Here is a 20283-nt window from a genome sequence, read left to right on the forward strand (position 1 = left end):
GCCTGTCCGTCAAACGTCGATCGGGGCGGCGGCGGTGCGTTTACGAGATGTTAATTCGCCGACGGCCGGCGGACGTGGAGCAGCGGGAGGAACGGCGAGAGGTCGGCACGCACGCCCGAGGCGTGGATCCGGCCGCTCGCGAGGCCCTCGCTCCACGGGAGGGAGCCGGTGGCGAGGGGCAGCCAGGTGGCGGCGTCCATCTCGATCACGTTGGGCGGAGTGCCGCGGGTGTGGCCTGGGCCCTCGACGCACTGGGCGGCGCCGAACGGCGGCACGCGGACCTCGACGCTGCGGCCCGGGACGTTCGTCTCGATGATCTGCAGGAGGAAGCGCACGGCGGTCGCCGTCGTGGTGCGGTCGGCCCCGCCGGCGAGCGCCGCCCGCACGGCGTCCTGCCCGGTCGCCTCGTCGATCTTCCCCTTGGCCATGCGACCAGTCTGCCGTGCCGCCCGGCGTCCCCCGTGTCTGCCGGCTCTCGCGAGATGCCACTTGTGCACGCGACACGCCGCAGAAGGCGTGCACAAGTGGCATCTCGCGGAGGAGCGGGCGGGCGCCGGCCGGGGCGTGCGGCGAAGGGGCGCGCGGCGGGCGGGGGCGCTCCGGGGCGGGCCTATCCTGTCAGGGTGAAGATCCTCGTCCTCGGCTCGGGTGCCCGTGAGCACGCCATCATCACCGCTCTGCTCGCGGAGGAGGAGGCGCACGAGATCATCGCCGCCCCCGGCAACGCGGGGATCGCGCGGGACGTGGAGGTCATCCACTTCGACACCAACAGCCCGCGCCTGGTCAGCGACTTCGCGGTCGAGCAGGGCATCGAGCTCGTCGTCATCGGGCCGGAGGCGCCCCTCGTCGCGGGGGTCGCCGACGCCCTGCGCCGCCGCCGCATCCCCACCTTCGGCCCCGACCGCGCGGCCGCCGCCCTCGAGGGCTCGAAGACCTTCGCCAAGCGCGTGATGGACATGGCCCGCGTCCCCACCGGCCGGGCGACCCGCGTCTCGACGCTCGTCGACGCGACGCGCGTCATCGACGAGTTCGGCGCCCCCTACGTCGTGAAGGCCGACGGCCTCGCCGCCGGCAAGGGCGTACTCGTGACCGAGTCGCGCACCGCCGCCGTCGCGCACGCCGAGTTCTGGCTGCAGTCCGGCGACGTGCTGATCGAGGAGTTCCTGGCCGGCCAGGAGGTCTCGCTCTTCCTCCTCTCCGACGGCCACGACGTCGTCCCGCTCTCGCCCGCCCAGGATTACAAGCGCCTCGCCGACGGCGACGAGGGGCCGAACACCGGCGGCATGGGCGCCTACTCCCCGCTCCCCTGGCTCGCGGACCGCTGGGAGAGCGAGCGCGCCTTCGTCGACGAGGTCATCGACACCGTCGCCATCCCGACCATCCGCCAGCTCGAGCGCGAGCGCACCCCGTTCGTCGGACTCCTCTACTGCGGCCTCATCGTCACGGACGCCGGCATCCGCGTGATCGAGTTCAACGCGCGCTTCGGCGACCCGGAGACCCAGGTCGTGCTGCCGCGCCTGGTCTCCCCGCTCTCGGCGCTGCTCTTCGCGGCGGCGACCGGCGCGCTCGCCTCCGTTCCGTGGCCGGCCTTCTCGGAGGACGTCGCCGTGACGGTCGTGCTCGCCAGCGAGGGCTACCCCGAGAACGCCGCCACCGGGCGCGTCCTCGGCGGCCTGGAGGCGGCGGCCGAGGTCCCCGGCGTCACCCTCGCGCACGCCGCGACCCAGCTGGTCGACGGCCGCTTCGTCGCCACCGGCGGCCGGGTGCTCAACGTGGTCGCCCGCGGCGCCGACTTCGCCGAGGCCCGTGAGCGGGCCTACCGCGCCCTCGACCTGATCACCCTCGACGGCGGCCAGTACCGCCGCGACATCGCGCTGCGCGTCGCCGGGCGCTGACGCCCCGGCGCGCGGCCGGGCCTCAGCTCAGCCCGTGAAGCGGTGGCTGTAAAGGGCGCTCTCGTCCGCGAACGCACCGGTGTCCGCGTTCGGATGAAGGAACGGGTGAAGCTCGATCATGCCGCGGGAGAATCCGCGCAGCCATGTCGAGATCTCCGGAGTCACGGAACGCACCGCGGCTCGGATCACGGACAGCCCGTCCTCGTCGGTCCCGTCCAGGAGCGCCGCGACCTGCCACTCGATCCTCCTCGCGCCCAGGTCCTCCCGCGCTCGATCGAGGTCGGCGCGACTCCACGGCGAAGCGATCAGCGTCAGCGCGGAGCCATGCACGCGCTCCAGTCGTGGTCGGACCGACTCGGGATCGGCGGCCGAGACGATCACCCGCCATCGGCCATCCTCGGCCCGGAGATATCTGCGGCTGTCGATCTCTCCGCTCTCGAGCATCTCGGCTTCACGGGCAGCGGACCGCACGTCAGGATCCGGTCTCTGCACGGAGGACCTCTTCGAGGAGCGGAGGGACGGCGAACGGTCGAAGACGTCCTCCACGCGATGGTGCCGCAGGGCTGCGACCCGGAAGTCGGAGCCCGATAGCGAGCCGAGGGCCGCGATCACACCGCTTCCTGCGGGAAGGCGAGCACCGACGAGTCTCAGCCCGTGCCGACGGACCGTCGAGAGCCACTCAGTCGTCCGTACCGGCGCCTCCCCGTGCGATGTCCTCTGGACGATCCAGTACTCGCCGTCCAGCTCGACGAGCACGCCGATCACGGAGAGCCGATGCTCCTTCGTCGTCATCGACGCACCTCTCTCAGCTCGTCCGACCGGAGGGACACGATCACCCATTCGACGATGCGCGCGGCGGCGTCCGCCCACGTCGCAGAGTCGAATGCACGGCCGCTCGCGGCGAAGAAATCTCCTTGCACTCCGTCGTAGACGACCATCTCATAGGGAAGGCCTGCAATCGAGAGTGCATCGTGGACGCGCTGATGCGCAGAGACGGTCACTGAATCCTGTCGGGAATGCAGATCGAGGATGGGCAATCCATGGAGAAGCTGGACCTCGACGTTCTGCCCGGACGGAACACTCACGAAGACCGCCGACCTGAGACGATCGCTCACCTTCGGGAGTGAATCCCAGACGGGAGTCGAGCGATGACCGAACGCCACGAGAGCCATCTGCTCACCTGCCGGCGAGGAGTCGACCTCCAGAGAGAGGAGTGAAGCGTCATCGAGGAAGGCAGCACTCACTCCTGACCGCGCGAGGGAATCGGAGAGCGACGCGAACTCCTCCGCCGAGAAGCCCGGAGCTACGACGACCACTGTGCCCAGATGACCGTCCTCGTCAGCCGGCTCTCGTGAGCAGGACACCAGTGCGAGCGCGCAGAGGGCGATGACCACCCCCGCCAGGATGCTAGACGGTCTGCCGAACGACACGGTCGACGCACGAGTAGTCGTATCGGACCCAGAGCCAGTGCCGATCGTTCGACTCCCGCTCGGAGCAGTAGGACTCCCGGTGATAGGCGAAGCGGACGACGTACTGGGTCCGGTATGACTCGCAGGTCTCTTTCGATCGGAAGTCGTCTCGGAGAAGGGTGTAGCCGGGCTTGCCAGCCGCAAGCGTGATCACTCCCTCGGAACGGGATTCGATGTTCGTGACGTCCGAGACGATGACAGCACCTCCGCTCGATGAGCCGGGTGCGGACAGGGTGCTGGGCGCGCTGATGGCCATGACCAGTGCCGCTGCCGAGGCCAGTGCGAGCAATGCCGTCTTACGATTCGAGGTCTTCATCCAGTCCTCCGAGTTATGTGAACGACACAGCTTAGCCATACCCATGTGATGACGGAGATGCTCTCGCAGATGCGCGAAGAAGTCACGGGCCGACGCCCGACGAGGGTTTGGTGGCGTGAGAACAACGCCTCGCACGCCGATCTCGGCCATTCGTCCTCGTTTCGCAGAGGCGTGCGCGCGGGCCCACCGCGCGCTGCGCGTCGCCGGGCGCTAGCACGGAGGCTCCCGCCGGCGCCTCGACCCGGTCGCCGGAGTGGGACAACGTGTCTCGCTGCGCCGCGCGCGTCGGCGGTCGTCGCTAGCGTGTGGCGCACCCGGCAGCCCGTCGCCCCGACCGAGCCGCCTCCGTCGCTCCGGAAGGCCGCCGTTGTCCCCTGCACCCCGCTCCCGGTCCCGCGTCCGCCTCCTCGCCACCGCGGGGGCGGTCCTGTCGCTGCTCGCGGGAGCCGTCGCGGCGGGGTCACCGGCGCAGGCCTCGGCGGCCGGGACGATCGAGGTGTCGGGTCTCCTCCGCCCCGGCAGCGTCGACGCCGCCACCCCGGATCCGACCGGCGAGGCGTACCGGGTCCGGGCGGTGGACGAGGCCGGAGCCGTGGTCGAGGAGATCGTCACGGATGAGACCTACTCGCTGACCCTCCCCGCGGGTGGGAGCTACGCCGTGCGCGCCGAGGTGATCGACGACGACGCCTGGTACCCGACCTGGTACGCCTACAACCCCTTCGGCGGCGTCTACGGCAGTCCGTTCGAGCGGGAGGCCCAGCGGTTCACCGGATCGAACGACTCCGTCGACATCCAGCTGGCCGCCGCAGGAACCGTCAGTGGAACGGTGACGCCCGCCGCCGCCCCCGGAGTCACGACGACGGACTTCATCGTCGAGGCCTGGTACTCCAGCAACGCGGGGGATCTCGTCAAGCTCGCCTCCCTGGCCACCAGCGGCACGCCGGGCGCGGAGGACCGCTACTCGTTCAGCGGCGCGGACCGCCTGCCCACCGGCGTCTACGTCTTCCGGCTCGCCGAGGCGGACGTCCCCGACTACGACGACGAGTACTTCCAGGAGACGGCGCGCCTCGACAAGTACGTCTACCAATCCCTCGAACCAGAAGGCCTCACCGGCATCGACTTCACCCCGACCGCCTACGGCTCGGACGTCGAGCGCGTGGCGGGATCGGACCGCTACGAGACCGCGACACTGGTCTCACGCGCCGGATACGTGTCCCAGAACTCGCCGATGTACATCGCGAGCGGGGCGAACTGGCCCGACGCCCTGTCCGCCGGGCCCGCCGCGTCGCTCCAGCGTGGCAGCCTCCTCCTGACCGACCCGCTGGTGCTCCCCGAGACCGTCGCCCGCCAGGTCGAGGACCTGCGGCCGAGCCGGATCGTGGTGGTCGGCAGCGCCCTCTCGGTCAGCGACGCCGTCCTGCGGAGCCTGGACGACCTGACCGACGCTCCGGTCGTGCGGATCGCGGGCCGGGACCGCTACGAGACGTCGCGGCGGATCGTCGCCGACGCGTTTCGCGGCTCCGACTACTCGACGGTCTTCCTCGCCACCGGCACGGACTTCCCCGACGCCCTCTCGGCCGCGCCGATCGCCGGGCGTCGGCTCGAGCCCGTCCTCCTCGTCGACGGTGCCCGGAGCGATCTGGACAACGCGACGCGGAACGCGATCCGCCGGCTCTCGGCGGAGTCGGGCCAGCTGCTCGGCGGAACCCCGTCGATCAGCTCCGGCATCGAGTCGGCCCTGCGCGCGTCGACCCTCGTCGAGTCCGTCCACCGGGTGGCGGGGACGGACCGGCACGACACCAGTCGCCTCCTCAACGCCCTCTATCCGCCGTCGGAGCTGGTCGACGAGGCCTTCGTCGCCTCGGCGACGAGCTTCGCCGACGCTCTGGCCGCGGGGCCCGCGGCGGCGGAGCGGGGAGCGCCGCTGTACCTCAGCGAAACGGCCTGCCTCCCGGGCGCGACGAAGACGGCGATCGCGAGACAGGACCTCGACTACGTGACGATCCTCGGCGGCACTCCGACGCTCTCGGCCGCGGTCGGCCGGCTCCGGGCCTGCTGAGCGGGCGACTCCTCAAGAGTCGTCGTAGCGGGAGCTCGAGGACGACGATCTCTGGAGAGCGGATCCGGCGGACGGGGGGGGTCAGGTGGCGCGCAGGGGCGTGCGGCGGGTCGCGGACCACCAGAGCGCCGCGCAGCCGAGGACGACGGCGCTGCACAGGGCCATGACGGTGCGCGGCTCGAGGAGCAGGATCCCGAGCGAGACCAGGGCCTGGCTGAGGGCGATCGCGAGCATGGCGATCATGGTGTCGACGGCGAAGACGCGGCCGCGCAGGTCGTTCGCGGTGATCGACTGCAGGCCGTAGCCGCTGAGACTCGCGTTCATGCTGCCGCCGATGTGGGCGATCAGGACGAGGGCGATCGCGAGGACGACCGAGGTGCTGATCGACACCAGGGCGTAGCCGAGGCCGAAGAGGAGCACGGCGGCGACGATCCCGCCGCGCAGGTCGGGCGAGCGCTCCGCCACGGACCGCGCGACGCGGGGCCCGATCACGGCGCCGACGCCGCGCGCGGCGAAGAGGAGACTCGCGGCGACGGCGGGGTCCGCCGCCATCGTCAGAGCGAGCGCCGGGAAGAGTGCGATGGCGCCGTTGCCGAGGTGGCTGCCGGGCTTCGCCAGCAGCAGGGCCGGGATCCGCCGGTCGGAGCGGCAGAACGCGGCGACCTCGCGGACATCGCGGGCGAACCGGGCCGCTCCTCCGCGGCGGCCGGCCTCGCGCCCCGCCCCTCGCCCCGCCCCGCGCTCGGCGCCGCGCGCCGCGGGCAGGCCGAGCAGCAGCAGCGCGGAGAACCCGTAGGCGCCGGCGGTGATCGCGAAGCAGAAGTACGGCGAGACGAGCGCGGAGGCGATGCCGCCCAGGGAGGCGCCGAGCGCGAGCATCACTCCCCAGACCGAGTTCAGCCCGGTGCTCGCGACGAGCAGGCTCTCCCGCGGCACGATCTGCGGGACGATCGCGTTCACGGCCGGGGTGAAGAACGCCTTGCCCGCCGCGAGCAGTGCGAAGGTGAGCACCGCGAGCCACGCCGTCCCCGCCGACTGCAGCAGGAACAGCGGCAGCACGGCGAGCGCCGACCCCGCCTGCGCGACGACCAGCACCGTGCGGCGCGACGTGCGGTCGACGAGCCCGCCGGCCCAGAGCGAGAGCACGGCGATGACCGCGGTCTCGGCCGCGAGCAGCAGCGCGCCGAGGGCGCCGTCGCCGGTGAGGCGCTGGAGCAGGACGATCAGCGGGATCATCGTGAACCAGTCGCCGCCCTGGCTGACGATCTGGGCGAGGAAGACGCGGCGGTAGTCCGGGTTCGCCCGCAGGATCCGCCGGACGCTCTCGCGCGCGGTCGTCATCGCGGCGGGGTCCGTCCGGTCGGTCATCGGGCGTCTCCATCGGTGTCGGTGGGGTGCGGCCGGAGCTCGACGGCGAGCGTGAGCACGCTCCCGGTGCCGAGGTCCAGGCGGTGGACGCCGCTCGGGAGGGAGCGCAGCCTGGGGACGCAGACCTCGGCGAGGATCGAGCGCGTGCCGAGGACGGTCCGCTTCTGCTCCGAGCGCAGGACCAGCTCGGTCGAGAGGGTCGCGTTCACGATCTGGCAGCAGTCGGCCGGCACGGTGACGACGCGGCCCGGCTCGGTGCAGATCAGGACGACGCCGACGTCCGTGCGGAGCAGGAGCACGCCGTCCCGGTCGCCCTCGCGGTGGGCGCCGGCACCGTGGTGCAGGAGCGCGCGATACCAGCGGTGCACGCGGAGGAGGCAGACGCGCTGGCCCGGATCGAGCGAGGTGAGGTCGCGTCCCCAGGCGGGGACTCCCCCGGCGACCATCCGCAGGGCGATGACGCACACCTCGGCGGGCGACGCCGAGCGGGGGAAGGTCTGGTAGTCGTTCAGCCCCGGCATCCCCCGGGCCTGGAGGTAGTCCATCCGCACCAGGTTGGTCCGCGACGCGTACGGGGAGTCGCCGCCGCGCACGACCGAGCCGAGCCCGGCGATGGCGGCGGTGGCGTGGTCCTGCTTCATCTCGACGACGACCGGCCGCGGCTGCGCCTCGGTGATCGCCGCGCACTCGGCGAGGACGCGGTGCAGTCCGACGATCGTCGAGCCGAGGTCGTGCGCGTGCTCGGGGGACTCGCACTCCTCGGACGGCAGCCCGTCGAAGAGGTCGTACGTGACGCCGTCGAAGGGGTGGCGCCGGAAGAGGTCCCGCACGACGTCGACCATGACCCGCCGGGCGCGCTCGCTGCGGAAGCACAGCGAGGAGAACCTCGCCGGGTTCAGGATCGGGGCGCCGTGCGCGTCCTGGACGAGGAGGTCGCCGACCCGCCCGAAGGCCGCGGAGGCGGGACCGACGGCGTGCGGGGCGCACCAGATGATCACCCGGCTGCCGAGCGCGTGGATCGACTCGATCAGCCACGGCAGATCCGGGTACTTGATCGGGTCGGGAGTCCAGTCGCCGATGTCCATCGGCACGTCGTCGCTCGAGTCCCGTCCGCGGCCGAACCAGCCGTCGTCGATGACGATGTTCGGGATCCCCAGCTCCGCGGCGAGGCGGGCGTTCCGCAGGACGAGCTCCTGCGTGACGTGCTCGGAGCTCCAGTCGACCCCGGTGCACCAGTGGGGCTCGAGCGCCTCGGGGCGGGTGGAGCAGCGCACGTCCAGGGCCAGCCGCTCGCAGGCGGAGAACCGCCGCAGCACCGAGCGCCAGTCGGCGTGCTGCGACGCGGGGAGGACGGCGATCCAGAACCGGTGCACGGTCTCGCCGTCGTCACCGGCCTCCGCGGTGTCGGCGAGGTGGAGCAGCGTGAACTCCACCCGGAGCCGGCGGACGTGCACGTTCAGCGCCCGGTTCGAGGCGGGCTCGTGCAGGGTGATGTCCATCTCCGCGGGCGCGGCGATCACGCCCACGCCGTGGACGCCGCCGCCGAGCCGCTCGAAGACGTAGACCGGCGTCTTCAGCGAGTTCGCGCGGACCTGCAGGTCGCCGCTGAAGCGCCACGCGGAGACGGGGTGGCTGCTGTTCATGTGCCAGCGGCCCGTGTCCGGGACGACGACGTGGTCGAGGGTGTCGAGGGTCGTCGTGTAGACGACGCTCACGTCGCGCAGCTCGGGGCGGGCGGGCAGGCGGACCTCGAGCAGCTCGTCCGCGGCGCCGGTGAACCGCCAGCCCGTCGGGACGGGAGTGCTGTCCGCGACGACGAGGCGGCCGTCGCCGGTCGCGACCAGCACGGCGCGGAATCCGACGGACGTCCCGTCGAGGCGCCGGGCACGGACCTCGACGCTGCCGGCCGCGGTATGCCGGGCCGTGCTGTCGCTGGATCCCACGGTGTGCTGCTTCCTTCGTCGGCGGTGCCCGGCGGAGTCGGCGGTGCTGCGACGAACCGTGACCGTTCACGGAGCGCAGGGCCGCCTCGCGCCGCGACACGATGATCCGCGCCGTTGCAGGCATGGTGACGTTAGCATCCGAGCGCGAGCGATGAGAACCCGGGGCATCGGGGAGGGGCGCGGCGGGGACGGGGCGCCGGTGTCGGTGTCGGGGCGCCGGTGTCGGGAGGGCGGTGTCGGGAGGGCGGGCGATCCCGGCCCGGGGTCAGCGCGCGGTCGCGACGATGTCGCGGAGGGCCTCGCCGAGGTCGGGGTGGGCGAAGGCGAAGCCGGCCTCCTCGAGGCGGCCGGGGACGACCCAGCGGCTCTTGAGCAGCAGCTCGGACTCGGTGCGCAGGGCGAAGGTCGCCGGCTCGAGGACGAAGCGCGGGGCGGGCAGGCCGATCCGCCGGCCGACTGCGGCGCGCAGGAGGCGGGAGAGCTCGGTGTTGTCGCTGGGGTTGGGCGCGGCGAGGTTCACGGGGCCGTCGAGGGGCTGCTCTTCCAAGAAAAGGACCGAGCGGTACACGTCCTCGACGTGGATCCAGCTGAAGTGCTGGCGTCCGTGGGTGGGGCGGTACTCGTGGTGCACGCCGGCCGCGCGCCGGGCGCGGGTGGCGGGCCAGCGGCCGTCGAACTGCGGGCCGCCGAGGCCGAGGCGGGCGAGCTTCAGCAGGATGCCGGTGGCCGGGCCGTCGCCGAGCACGATCGTCATCCGCAGGGCGAGGCGGCGGACGCCGGGGGTCTCGCCGGCGAAGAACGCCTTCTCCCAGGCGCGTGCGACGTCGACGGAGAAGCCCTCGCCGAGCACGCCGTCCTGCTCGGTGTTGGCGCGCTCCTCCTCGTGGCGGTAGATGGTGGCCGTGCTCGCGTTCATCCAGACGGGAGGCGGGGTCGCGGCGGCCGCGACGGCGCGGTGCAGCTCCTGCGTGGTGTCGATCCGGGAGCGCAGGATCTCGGCGCGGTTGGCCGGGGTGTAGCGGCAGTCGACGCTCTTGCCGGCCAGGTTGACGAGGAGGCGGGCGCCGTCGAGGGCCCGCGTGATCGCGGTGGTGTCGCCCCAGCGGGCGTCGGGGCCGGAGCGGCCGATCCGGCGGACGGTCCAGCCGTCGGCCTCGAAGCGGCGGGCGAGGTCGGTGCCGAGGAAGCCGCTCGCTCCGGCGAGGACGACGACGGGGCGCGCGGGGTCGGGCATGCGTTCATCGTGCCGCATGGCGGGGGTTCGTCGCGGCTCCGGATCCTCAGTGCTTGCGGGCCGCCGCCAGCGCGCCGGCGAGGCGCTCCGGGAAGCCGGGCGGGACGTCCTCGGGCAGGGCGTCGACCGGCCACCAGGCCAGGGCGTCGCTCTCGTCGCTGACGGCGAAGGGCTCCTCGGGGTCGGCGATCGCGCCGTAGCCGATGTCCCAGTGGGTGCTGCAGCGGCCGAAGCCGCCGCCGAGGCCGTGCCGGTCGAGGTCGAGCGGGACGTCGCCGAGCAGGGTGAGGGCTGCCAGGCCGCTCTCCTCGCGGGCCTCGCGCTCCGCGGCGGCGGGGACGGAGGCGTCGGCCGCCTCGACGTGCCCGCCGAGCTGCACCCAGAACCGGCCCTTGCGGTGGTAGCAGAGCAGGACCCGGTCGAGGCCGGGCGAGAGCACGAAGCAGGACGCGGTGACGTGCTCGGGGCCGCCGCCGCGCTCGAGGGCCGCGTCGCCGTGCTCCCCGAGGAAGGCGAGGTACTCGTCCCGCAGCCCGGCGAGCGCCGCGGGCGCCGCCCACTCCGCCAGCTCACTGCTCAGCCTGCCTCCACGCGCGTTCTCCACCCGCACGAGCGTAGGCGAGGGCGCCCTCCCGCGGTGCCCGTGCGGCCGCTGTCCGCGAGATGCCACTTATGAGGGCGACACGCCGAGGCAGGGGCTCATAAGTGGCATCTCGCGGGGTGAGCCGGGGGTGGGAGCCCCGGCGGCAGTCCGCGAGATGCCGGTTCGGTACGCGACACGCCGAGGGAGGCGTACCCAAGTGGCATCTCGCGGGGAGGGCCCGGGGTGCCCGTGCGGCCGCAGTCCGCGAGATGCCACTTACGAGGGCGACACGCCGAGGCGGGGGCTCATAAGTGGCATCTCGCGGGAGGGGGGTCAGACGGCCAGGCCCGAGAGGCCCTCGCGGTCGACGCGGCGGTGGAAGCGCATGCCGGCGAGGCCGCCGAGGACGGCGCCGACCAGGGAGACGACCAGGGCGGCGAGGACGGTCACGATCGCGGTGACGGTGGCGTCGCCCGCGTCGAGCGGGATCTGCGGGAAGCCGCTGACGGCGGAGAGGATCTGGCTGCCTCCGGTGAGCGCGGAGACGATGCCGACGACGATCGCCACGACGACGGCCCAGGCCCAGACCGCGACGCCCTGCTTGGCGCCGCTGAAGCGGGCCATCCGGCCGGCGACGTAGCCGCCGGAGTAGTAGGCGACGAGGAGGATCACGAGCAGCGCGATCGCGCCGACCCAGCCGAAGGCGGCGGGGTCCGCGGCCAGGTCGGCCGTCACGTCCTGCGTGCCGACGACGGCCGCGCCGATCGCGGTGACCAGGGCGGTGAGGATGACCGCGAGGCCGGTCGCGGCGAGCCAGCCGAAGAAGGCGCAGCCGACCTTGAGGCCGCCGAAGCGATCCTTCTCGCGCTGGTGGATGTCCTTGCGGGCGGCGGTGCGGGCCTTCGCGGCCTCGGCGGAGTCGGGATCGACGGGGGCGCGGTGCGCGGCGGGCTGGTCGTCGGGGGCGGTGGTCGCGGTGGCGCCCGTGCTGCTCGAGGCGGTGCTCGTCGTGTCGAAGCGGGCGGTCGCGTCGTGGTCGGCGCCGCTCGGCTCGCTGCGGAAGCGGTCGCTGCGGTCGGGACCGGTGCTGTCGGAGCCGGGGCCCCGATCGGTGGGCGTGCTCATGTCGGCCTCCTCGTGCGCCCCGGTGCGGAGCGTCGGCTCAGTCAACTCCCCGGCGGCTCCCGGTGTCTCGGGCTTGACGGCGCGGATCGACGGGCGGCTCGGGTGCCGGTGGGGTCGTCGCCTCCTGCTGATCGAGTAGCCCGCGGAGCGGGCGTATCGAGATCCACCGTGGTCAGCATGCGGGGTCTGCAGAGTCCGACTTCTGATCACGGTCGGTCTCGATACGCCCCTTCGGGCTACTCGACCAGCATGGGTGCGCTTCGGGGCTACTCGACCAGCATGGGGGCGCTTCGGGGCTACTCGACCAGCATGTTCGCGCACGACCACGCTCGGCGCGGCCGAACGGGCGTCAACCCCGTTCCGCCGCGCGGCGGGAGCGGCTTGCATGGGAGGACCGACCCACGACGAGAGGGAGCATCATGACTCCGGAATCCCCCGAGCAGACCCCGCCCGGTACCGAAGGCCAGCTGACGCCGAAGGCCGACCACGGCGAGACCAGCTACCGCGGCTCCGGCCGCCTGCGCGGCAAGGTCGCCCTGGTCACCGGCGCCGACAGCGGCATCGGCAAGGCCGTCGCGATCGCGTTCGCCCGCGAGGGCGCCGACGTCGCGATCTCGTACCTGAACGAGCACGAGGACGCCGAGGACACCGCGAAGTGGGTGCGCGAGGCGGGCCGCGAGGCGCTGCTCCTCCCCGGCGATCTGCAGGACCCGGCGCACTGCCGCTCCGTCGTCTTCGAGACCGTCGAGAAGCTCGGCCACCTCGAGGTGCTCGTCAGCAACGCGGCGTTCCAGATGAGCCGCGAGGAGGTCACCGACATCCCCGACGAGGAGTGGGACCGCACCATCGCGACCAACATCAGCGCCTACTTCCACCTGGTCAAGTCCGCGCTGCCCCACCTGAAGAGCGGCGCCTCGATCATCGCGACGAGCTCGGTGCAGTCCGACCAGCCGTCGTACCAGCTGCTGCCGTACGCGGCGACGAAGGCCGCGATGCTCAGCATGACCGCCTCGCTCGCGCAGGCCCTCGGCGAGAAGGGGATCCGCGCGAACGCGGTCGCCCCCGGCCCGATCTGGACCCCGCTGATCCCGGCGACCATGCCGCCGGAGGCCGTCGCCTCGTTCGGCGAGCAGGTCCCGCTCGGCCGCCCCGGCCAGCCCGCCGAGGTCGCGCACGCCTACGTGCTGCTCGCCTCGGACGACGCCAGCTACATGAGCGGCTCGACGATCGCCGTCACCGGCGGGAAGCCGATCCTCTGAGCACCGCCACGCGGAGCCTCCGGAGCGCCGCTCACCCGCAGGAACGTGCGGTAGGTTCCCGCGGGTGAGCGTCCACATCCGCAGCATCGAGACGGCCGTCCCGCCCACGGTCCTGCACCAGCCGGAGCTCCGCGACCTCTTCGCCGCGCAGCCCGCCGTCACCCGCCTCGGCTCGCGGCTGATCGGCGCGGCCTTCAACGCCTCGGGGATCGACACCCGGCACACGGTCGTCGACGAGCTGGACGGCGAGGAGCGCGAGGGCGAGAGCACCTTCTACGACGCCCGCTCCGGCCTCCTGCTCGACCCGGGCACGGCCGCGCGCAACGCCGTCTACACGGCCCGCGCTCCGGAGCTGTTCGCGCAGGCGGCCCGGCGCGCGCTCGAGACGGCCGGCTTCGCGCCGGACGAGGTCACGCACGTGGTCACCGTCTCCTGCACCGGCTTCTACGCGCCCGGGCCCGACTACCAGCTGGTCCGCGCGCTCGGGCTGCGGGTCTCGACGCAGCGCTTCCACCTCGGCTTCATGGGCTGCTACGGCGCCTTCCCCGGGCTCCGCGCCGCCCGCGCGTTCTGCGAGGCGGACCCGTCGGCCGTCGTGCTGGTCGTCGCGGCGGAGCTCTGCAGCATCCACCTGACCAGCTCGAGCGACGCGGAGCAGATCGTCGCCACCTCTGTCTTCGCCGACGGGGCCGCCGCCGCGGTCGTCACCGCCCGCACGCCGGAGCCGGGCACCGCGGTGCTCGACATCGACGAGCTCGACACGACCCTCACCCCCGAGGGCGAGGACGAGATGGCCTGGACGATCGGTGACCACGGCTTCACCATGCGGCTGAGCACGTACGTGCCGTCCATCATCGGCACGAACATCACCGCCGCGCTCGAGCCGATGCTCGGCCTCGGCGGGGTCGGCGCCGCGGACGTGCAGCGCTGGGCCGTGCACCCCGGCGGCCGGAGCATCCTCGACCGCGTGCAGTCGGCGATCGGCCTCTCGGACGAGCAGATGCGGCCCTCGCGCGAGGTGCTGCGGACGGTCGGGAACATGTCGAGCGCGACCGTGCTGTTCATCCTGCGCCGCCTGCTGCACGGCGAGGCGGCCGACGGCGAGCGGATCGGCGCGATGGCGTTCGGGCCCGGGCTGACCGTCGAGATGGCGCTGCTGACCAAGCGCGGCGGGGCGTGAGCGCCCGCGCGCCGCTCGTCCCCGACCTCCGGCACCGGGAGACGGACGCGCAGGAGCTGATGGACGATCCGTCCTGCGACCGCGCCCTGCTCGACGCGACCTATGCGCGGTTCGGCACGGTGAACCGGCTCGTCTCCGGCTGGCGGCGGCTCTACCGGACCCGGCTGCGCCCGCTGTTCCGGAGCGAGGAGCCCCTGCGGCTGCTCGACATCGGCTCGGGCGGCGGCGACATCGCGCGCTCGCTCGCCGACTGGGCGCACGCGGACGGGCTGCGGCTCGCGATCACCGCGATCGATCCGGACGAGCGCGCGTTCGCCTTCGCGACGTCGACGCCGGCGCCGGCCGGGCTCGAGTTCCGGCGGGCGAGCAGCGCCGAGCTGGTCGCCGAGGGTGCGCAGTACGACATCGTGACGTCGAACCACCTGCTGCACCACCTGCCGGCGGAAGCTCTGAGCGCGCTGCTCGAGGACAGCGAGCGGCTCGCTCCGCGCGCCCTGCACAACGACATCGAGCGCTCGCGGTTGGCGTACACCGCGTACGCGGCGGCGACGCGGCCGATCGCCGCGGGGTCGTTCCTGCACTACGACGGGTCGCTGTCGGTGCGGCGGAGCTACACGGCGCCGGAGCTGCGCGTGCTGGCGCCCGAGGGCTGGCGCGTGGAGCGGGCGGCGCCGTACCGGCTGCTGCTGGCGCGCGGGTAGGGCGCGCTCGGGGCCGCGCGGCCGGGGTCACGCGCGGTCGGATTGCTGCCCCGGGGGCGGCGGCGGAGCGGGAGCGGGTAGTACCCGCCGGGCGGCGGAGCGCGGGCTAGCGGTGGGGGCGCTCGACGTCGTCGCCGGGCGTCCGCTCGTCGGGGCCGTGCGAGCGACGGTACTGCCAGCCGGCGAGGGCGAGGATCAGCACGCCGCAGAGGACGGTGATGATGTCCGGCACGGAGACCCCGTCGCCGAGCGAGCTGAGGCCGGCGCCGAGGAGCAGGACGCCGCCGATGAGGTAGAAGATGACTCGCGTTTTCATGGCCTCGTCGCTTTCGTCCGCCGGAACAGGCCCTGCGATGCTACCCGGTCGCGCCGGACGGCGGCCGGGCGCGGTCCTCGCTGCGGGGGACGTCCTCCGGCACGCGGGGTCGCCTCCGGCACGTCGGAATGCGCCGATTCCGCGAGCCCGGGGTGGAATCGCGAGCCGAACGTTCGCACGCGCGCGAGCTCCGGCACGCCGCACCGCCTCCGGCACGCTGAAATGCGCCGAGATCGCGAGCCCAGGGCGGAAGCGCGAGCCGAACGTCCGAGCGGAGGGCGTCAGGGACGCGAGAGGGTCACCTCGTCAGGGTGGACGCTCCATGCTGATCGAGCAGCCCTCGCAGAGGGCGTATCGAGATCCACCCGCGTCGAGAGGACGAGTCTGCAGACCACCCTGCTGGGGACGGTGGGTCTCGATACGCCCCTGCGGGGCTACTCGACCAGCATGGGGTTCGCAGAGGCCCTCGGCGAGAGGTCGGCACCCCCTGCGGGGCTACTCGACCAGCAGGGGAGTGACCCGCCGCATCGTTCGCCTCACCACTTGGATGCAGCGGCCCTCGACTAGGGGGCGCGGCCCGGGCTGTCAATGGGGCATCGGCGTGTCTCCCCGCCGATTCCGCGTGGAGGGGCTCCACCGGTTACCGTCCCCGAGGAGCTGTCCGCCGTGGGCGGCTCGCACTGACGAAGGGCGCCCGTGGCCACGCTGACCTATGGACCGCAGAATCTCGAGATCGAGTTCGAGGAGCGGGTGCTCGCCCACCTCAAGGTCGCCGTGCTGTCGAAGCTGCGGCGCAACGAGGCCTTCTCGCTCTCCTGGACCGAGGACGCCTCCACCGGTCACGGCCGCAGCTCGGTCTGGCTGCACCCGTCGGTGCCGCTGCACTTCCGCTTCGCCGAGACGCACCAGCCCAAGCTCAACCGCGCGTGGATCGAGCAGATGCTGAGCGTCGCGAGCATGCACGGCGAGCTGTCCGTCCTCCCGGAGCCCGAGGAGACGCGCCAGGGCTGAGCCCCCGGCCGCCCTGCCCCTCCGCGGTGCATCCGTCAACCCCACCCCCCGTCCCAGGGTCGCGTCGTAGCGTCTGAGGACAGTGACCGGGCGGTTCTCCGTCGGTCGCGACCACGGACGGAGACGACGATGACCGATACCGCGCGAGCAGTCGCAGCACCCACCCTGACCGGGACGGGAGGCTCCCTCCGCAAGGACGAGCCGATCGACGTCCGCCACGCGCCGGATTCCGCCTCGACCGCCTCCCAGCCCGTGCTCGGCTGCCGGATCGACGTGAGCGGCCGGATCTTCACGGTCGAGCTCGAGATGGCCGGCGTCTTCCTGCGGCAGGTGCGCCGCACGCTCCGCGACGGCGACAGTGCGCTCGTCCTTCTGCGTCACGTCGACGGGATCGAGATGATCCCCTTCACCCGTGCGACGCCGTTCGAGGTGTCCGACATCGTCTGCCCCGAGGGCGTCGAGCCCGCGGAGGCGCGGATCGCCGAGGGACTGCGCGCCCGCTAGGACCGCCGCGGCGCGGGGTCGATCCCGCGCCGCCGTTCGATCGGATCCGCGCCGCCGCCGCGATCAGGCGGGGAGCGACGCCTCGATCAGCTGGACGATCCGCGGGTCGTCGGGCTCGACCGTCGGGCGGAAGCGGTGCACAGTGCCGTCGGCGGTGATCAGGAACTTCTCGAAGTTCCACTTCACCTTGCCGGCCTTGCCCGCCTCGTCCTCGGTCTTGGTCAGCTCCGCGTAGAGCGGGTGCGCCGAGCGGCCGTTGACCTTGACCTTCTCGAACATCGGGAACGTGACGCCCCAGGTGGTCGAGCAGTACTCCTTGATCTTGTCGGAGTCGCTGAGCTCCTGCAGGAACTGGTTGCTCGGGAAGCCGAGCACCGTGAAGCCGCGGTCGCCGTACTGCTTCTGCAGCGCCTCGAGCTTCTCGTACTGCGGGGCGAGGCCGCAGCGGGAGGCGACATTGACGATGAGCTTCACCGGCGCGTAGTCGGCGAGCGTCGACGCGGATCCGTCGATCGTGGTGAGCGGGATGTCGGTGATCGTCTCGGGCACGGGGGCTCCTTGTCGAGGAAGTGGGGTGATCGTCAGGCTATCCAGTAGAGCCGTGCGCGGGCCGCGAGACGCTCCTCCACACCGCCGCCCTCGCGGTGATCCTCCCCCGTCGGCGCAACTCCCTCCCCGGCGGCGGACGGGCGACGCCACCATGGAGTCATGACCCCCTCCTCGCAGCAGCTCGTGTCGGTGGGTGGGCGGCGCCTGCGGCTGACCAACCTCGACAAGGTGGTCTATCCGGAGGCGGGGTTCACCAAGGCCGACGTCCTCTCCTACTACGCGTCCGTCGCCTCCGCGATGCTGCCGCACCTCGCCCGGCGGCCGGTCACCCGCAAGCGCTGGGTCGACGGGGTCGGCACCGCGGAGGAGCCGGGCGAGGTCTTCTTCGAGAAGAACCTGCCCTCCTCCGCGCCCTACTGGCTGAGCCGGACGAAGCTGGCGCACTCCTCGCGCGATGTCGAGTACCCGCTCGTCGACGACGTCGCCGGGCTGACCTGGCTGGCCCAGCAGGCGGCGCTCGAGCTGCACGTGCCGCAGTGGCGGGTCGGCTCGGACGGCGAGCGGCGGCCGCCGGACCGGCTCGTGCTCGACCTCGACCCCGGCGAGGGGGCGGGGCTGGCGGAGTGCGCCGAGGTGGCGTTCCTCGCGCGCGACCTGCTGGAGGGGATGGGGCTCGAGCCGTTCCCGGTGACCAGCGGGAGCAAGGGCATCCATCTCTACTGCCCGCTGGACGCCTCCGCCTCGAGCGATCAGATCTCCTCGGTCGCGCACGAGCTGGCGAAGGTGCTGGAGGCCGACCACCGCGATCTGGTCGTCTCCGACATGAAGAAGACCCTGCGCGAGGGCAAGGTGCTCGTCGACTGGAGTCAGAACAGCGCCGCGAAGACGACCATCGCGCCGTACTCGCTGCGGGGACGACTGCTGCCGCGGGTCGCCGCGCCGCGCTCGTGGGAGGAGATCGGGGCGGCGGATCTGCGGCACCTCGCTCCGGACGAGGTGGTCGAGCGGCTGCGGAGCGACGGCGACCTGCTGCGCCCGGTGCTCGCGTCACGCGGTGCGGGGCTCGAGCCGTCGCCGGAGCGGATGGCGGGCTTCGCGGCGACCGACGCCTCCGCCGACCGGCTGGCCGCCTACCGCAGCATGCGCGACGCCTCGAAGACGCCGGAGCCGGTGCCGTCGCCGGGGGCGGGGATCGCGACGTCGGGCGACACCTTCGTCGTGCAGGAGCACCACGCGCGACGGCTGCACTACGACTTCCGGCTCGAGCACGACGGCGTCCTGGTCAGCTGGGCGGTGCCGAAGGGGCCGCCGCTGGACGGCGACCCGAACCGGCTGGCGGTGCAGACGGAGGACCACCCGCTCGAGTACGCGACCTTCGAGGGCACGATCCCCGCGGGCGAGTACGGCGGCGGCGAGGTGCGGATTTGGGACGAGGGCACCTACGCGCTGGAGAAATGGCGCGAGGGCGAGGAGGTGATCGCGGTGCTGACCGGCCGGCCGGACGGCGGGCTCGGCGGCGAGCCGCGGCGGTACGCGCTGCTGCACACCGGGGCGAAGGGCGGCACGGGGGACGAGAAGAACTGGCTGCTGCACCTGATGGCGCCGGGGGCCGCGGCGCACGGGGGACAGTCACACGGAGGGAAGACGCACGGAGGGAAGACGCACGGGCGCGGGGCCGGGGTGCGGAAGGGCGGTGGCCCGTCTGGGGCGTCGGGTGCTGGAGCGTCGGCACCGTCCGCTGCAGCCCCCACCGGTTCCGGAGTGACGGCGGCCTCCGGTGTCGCGCCGACCGCGGAGGCCGCCGCCTTCCGGCCGATGCTCGCGACCGCCGGCCGCGCGGCGGACATCCCCGGCGACTCCGCGATCGAGATGAAGTGGGACGGCTACCGCGCCCTGGTGCGGGTGATGGGCGGAGCCGTGACCCTGACCAGCCGGAACGGCAACGACCTGACGGCCGCGTTCCCCGACCTCCTCGCCCCGATCGCCGAGGCGGCGGCGGTCGACTGCGTGCTGGACGGCGAGATCGTCGCGCTCGACGAGCGCGGCCGGCCCGACTTCGGCCGGCTGCAGACCCGCGGCGGCCTGACCAAGCCGCGCGAGATCGAGGCGGCGGCCCGCGCGACTCCGGTGCACCTGATGCTCTTCGACCTGCTGGCGATCGACGGCACGGAGGCGGTGGGCCGCCCCTACGACGAGCGCCGCGCGGCCCTGGAGCAGCTGGCGACCGAGAACGAGCGCGTGCACGTGCCGTCGGTGTTCGACGGCGACCTGGAGGAGGCGATGTCGACGAGCCTCGCCCTCGGCCTGGAGGGCGTGGTCGCCAAGCGCCGGGACGCGGCGTACCGGCCGGGCGTCCGCTCCGGCGACTGGGTGAAGCTCACCCACCACCGCGTGCAGGAGGTGGTGATCGTCGGCTGGCGCGAGGGCGAGGGCGGGCTGGTGGGCTCGGTCGGCTCGCTGCTGACCGCGCTGCCCGGCGACGACGGACTGGTCTACTCCGGCCGGGTGGGCAGCGGCTTCAGCGACCGCGAGCGCCGCGGCCTCGTCGACCGCCTCGCCGAGCACGCCACCGACGAGCCCGCCGTGGCCGTCCCGCCCGCCGAGTCCCGCGGCGTGCACTGGGTCGAGCCCGTCCTCGTCGGCGAGGTCCGCTACCGCGAGCGCACCTCCGGGGGCACCCTCCGCCAGCCCGTCTGGCGCGGCTGGCGCGCCGACAAGTCCGCGGCGGAGGTCCGCCTGGAGTGAGCGGGCGAGTCGCCCGAGAAGGCGCG

The 20283-nt window shown here is 73.1% G+C and carries 19 protein-coding genes; 8 read left to right on the forward strand and 11 right to left on the reverse strand.

Annotated features, from left to right (window positions below; translation table 11 throughout):
* Positions 1–50: 50 nt before the first annotated feature.
* Entirely contained in the window at positions 51–428 is a 378-nt protein-coding gene (locus EDF45_RS19560) for a sterol carrier family protein (RefSeq protein WP_123732481.1), read from the reverse strand.
* Between the two features lie 195 nt (positions 429–623).
* Here EDF45_RS19560 and purD point away from each other — a divergent pair, with 195 nt between their 5' ends.
* A complete protein-coding gene (purD, locus tag EDF45_RS19565) occupies positions 624–1895 on the forward strand; it encodes a phosphoribosylamine--glycine ligase (RefSeq protein ID WP_123732480.1) in 1272 nt (423 codons plus the stop codon).
* A gap of 27 nt (positions 1896–1922) precedes the next feature.
* Here purD and EDF45_RS19570 read toward each other — a convergent pair whose 3' ends face one another.
* From EDF45_RS19570 to EDF45_RS21085, 3 genes are read right to left on the reverse strand one after another with little or no spacing between them, the layout of a single operon-like run.
* Positions 1923–2660 carry a hypothetical protein gene (locus EDF45_RS19570; RefSeq protein ID WP_148060351.1) on the reverse strand — a complete coding sequence of 246 codons (738 nt, stop codon included), beginning with the start codon at positions 2658–2660 and terminating at the stop codon, positions 1923–1925.
* 23 nt (positions 2661–2683) lie between these two features.
* Entirely contained in the window at positions 2684–3289 is a 606-nt protein-coding gene (locus EDF45_RS19575) for a dienelactone hydrolase family protein (RefSeq protein ID WP_148060350.1), read from the reverse strand.
* Between the two features lie 13 nt (positions 3290–3302).
* On the reverse strand, positions 3303–3830 hold the full coding sequence (locus EDF45_RS21085; protein ID WP_148070850.1) for a hypothetical protein: 528 nt from the start codon (positions 3828–3830) through the stop codon (positions 3303–3305).
* 217 nt (positions 3831–4047) lie between these two features.
* On the opposite strand from EDF45_RS21085, the gene EDF45_RS19590 reads away from it, so the two are divergent.
* Entirely contained in the window at positions 4048–5739 is a 1692-nt protein-coding gene (locus EDF45_RS19590; protein WP_123737661.1) for a cell wall-binding repeat-containing protein, read from the forward strand.
* A gap of 81 nt (positions 5740–5820) precedes the next feature.
* On the opposite strand, the gene EDF45_RS19595 is transcribed toward EDF45_RS19590, so the two are convergent.
* The 5 genes from EDF45_RS19595 to EDF45_RS19615 all read right to left on the reverse strand — a co-directional run bounded on the left by EDF45_RS19595 (position 5821) and on the right by EDF45_RS19615 (position 11992).
* The gene (locus EDF45_RS19595) at positions 5821–7107 is read right to left on the reverse strand and encodes an MFS transporter (protein WP_123737660.1); all 1287 of its coding nucleotides are present in this window, start codon (positions 7105–7107) and stop codon (positions 5821–5823) included.
* On the reverse strand, positions 7104–9050 hold the full coding sequence (locus EDF45_RS19600; RefSeq protein ID WP_221181171.1) for an alpha-galactosidase: 1947 nt from the start codon (positions 9048–9050) through the stop codon (positions 7104–7106). The genes EDF45_RS19595 and EDF45_RS19600 overlap by 4 nt, the downstream gene beginning before the upstream one ends.
* Before the next feature lie 265 nt (positions 9051–9315).
* Positions 9316–10284 carry an epimerase gene (locus EDF45_RS19605; RefSeq protein ID WP_123737659.1) on the reverse strand — a complete coding sequence of 323 codons (969 nt, stop codon included), beginning with the start codon at positions 10282–10284 and terminating at the stop codon, positions 9316–9318.
* Between the two features lie 46 nt (positions 10285–10330).
* The gene (locus EDF45_RS19610) at positions 10331–10888 is read right to left on the reverse strand and encodes an NUDIX domain-containing protein (protein WP_260312339.1); all 558 of its coding nucleotides are present in this window, start codon (positions 10886–10888) and stop codon (positions 10331–10333) included.
* A gap of 312 nt (positions 10889–11200) precedes the next feature.
* Complete coding sequence (locus EDF45_RS19615; RefSeq protein WP_123737658.1) at positions 11201–11992, reverse strand: hypothetical protein; 792 nt, start codon at positions 11990–11992, stop codon at positions 11201–11203.
* A 419-nt stretch (positions 11993–12411) separates the two neighbouring features.
* On the opposite strand from EDF45_RS19615, the gene EDF45_RS19620 reads away from it, so the two are divergent.
* The 3 genes from EDF45_RS19620 (at position 12412) to EDF45_RS19630 (ending at position 15132) form a co-directional block, all read left to right on the forward strand.
* Entirely contained in the window at positions 12412–13251 is an 840-nt protein-coding gene (locus EDF45_RS19620) for an SDR family oxidoreductase (RefSeq protein WP_123737657.1), read from the forward strand.
* Between the two features lie 64 nt (positions 13252–13315).
* On the forward strand, positions 13316–14431 hold the full coding sequence (locus tag EDF45_RS19625; protein WP_123737656.1) for a type III polyketide synthase: 1116 nt from the start codon (positions 13316–13318) through the stop codon (positions 14429–14431).
* Positions 14428–15132 carry a methyltransferase domain-containing protein gene (locus EDF45_RS19630; protein WP_260312338.1) on the forward strand — a complete coding sequence of 235 codons (705 nt, stop codon included), beginning with the start codon at positions 14428–14430 and terminating at the stop codon, positions 15130–15132. The genes EDF45_RS19625 and EDF45_RS19630 overlap by 4 nt, the downstream gene beginning before the upstream one ends.
* Positions 15133–15238: 106 nt before the next feature.
* Here EDF45_RS19630 and EDF45_RS19635 read toward each other — a convergent pair whose 3' ends face one another.
* Positions 15239–15448 carry a hypothetical protein gene (locus tag EDF45_RS19635; RefSeq protein WP_123737655.1) on the reverse strand — a complete coding sequence of 70 codons (210 nt, stop codon included), beginning with the start codon at positions 15446–15448 and terminating at the stop codon, positions 15239–15241.
* Between the two features lie 696 nt (positions 15449–16144).
* On the opposite strand from EDF45_RS19635, the gene EDF45_RS19640 reads away from it, so the two are divergent.
* Positions 16145–16459, forward strand: coding sequence for a hypothetical protein (locus EDF45_RS19640; protein ID WP_123737654.1), 315 nt, complete (start codon positions 16145–16147; stop codon positions 16457–16459).
* A 129-nt stretch (positions 16460–16588) separates the two neighbouring features.
* Positions 16589–16963, forward strand: coding sequence for a hypothetical protein (locus EDF45_RS19645; protein ID WP_123737653.1), 375 nt, complete (start codon positions 16589–16591; stop codon positions 16961–16963).
* Positions 16964–17026: 63 nt separating this feature from the next.
* On the opposite strand, the gene EDF45_RS19650 is transcribed toward EDF45_RS19645, so the two are convergent.
* A complete protein-coding gene (locus tag EDF45_RS19650; RefSeq protein WP_260312337.1) occupies positions 17027–17512 on the reverse strand; it encodes a glutathione peroxidase in 486 nt (161 codons plus the stop codon).
* Positions 17513–17671: 159 nt separating this feature from the next.
* Here EDF45_RS19650 and EDF45_RS19655 point away from each other — a divergent pair, with 159 nt between their 5' ends.
* A complete protein-coding gene (locus tag EDF45_RS19655) occupies positions 17672–20257 on the forward strand; it encodes an ATP-dependent DNA ligase (protein ID WP_123737651.1) in 2586 nt (861 codons plus the stop codon).
* Positions 20258–20283 lie beyond the last annotated feature (26 nt).

Origin of the sequence: Rathayibacter sp. PhB186 (assembly GCF_003751825.1) — a bacterium.
Taxonomy (GTDB): Bacteria; Actinomycetota; Actinomycetes; order Actinomycetales; family Microbacteriaceae; genus Rathayibacter; species Rathayibacter festucae.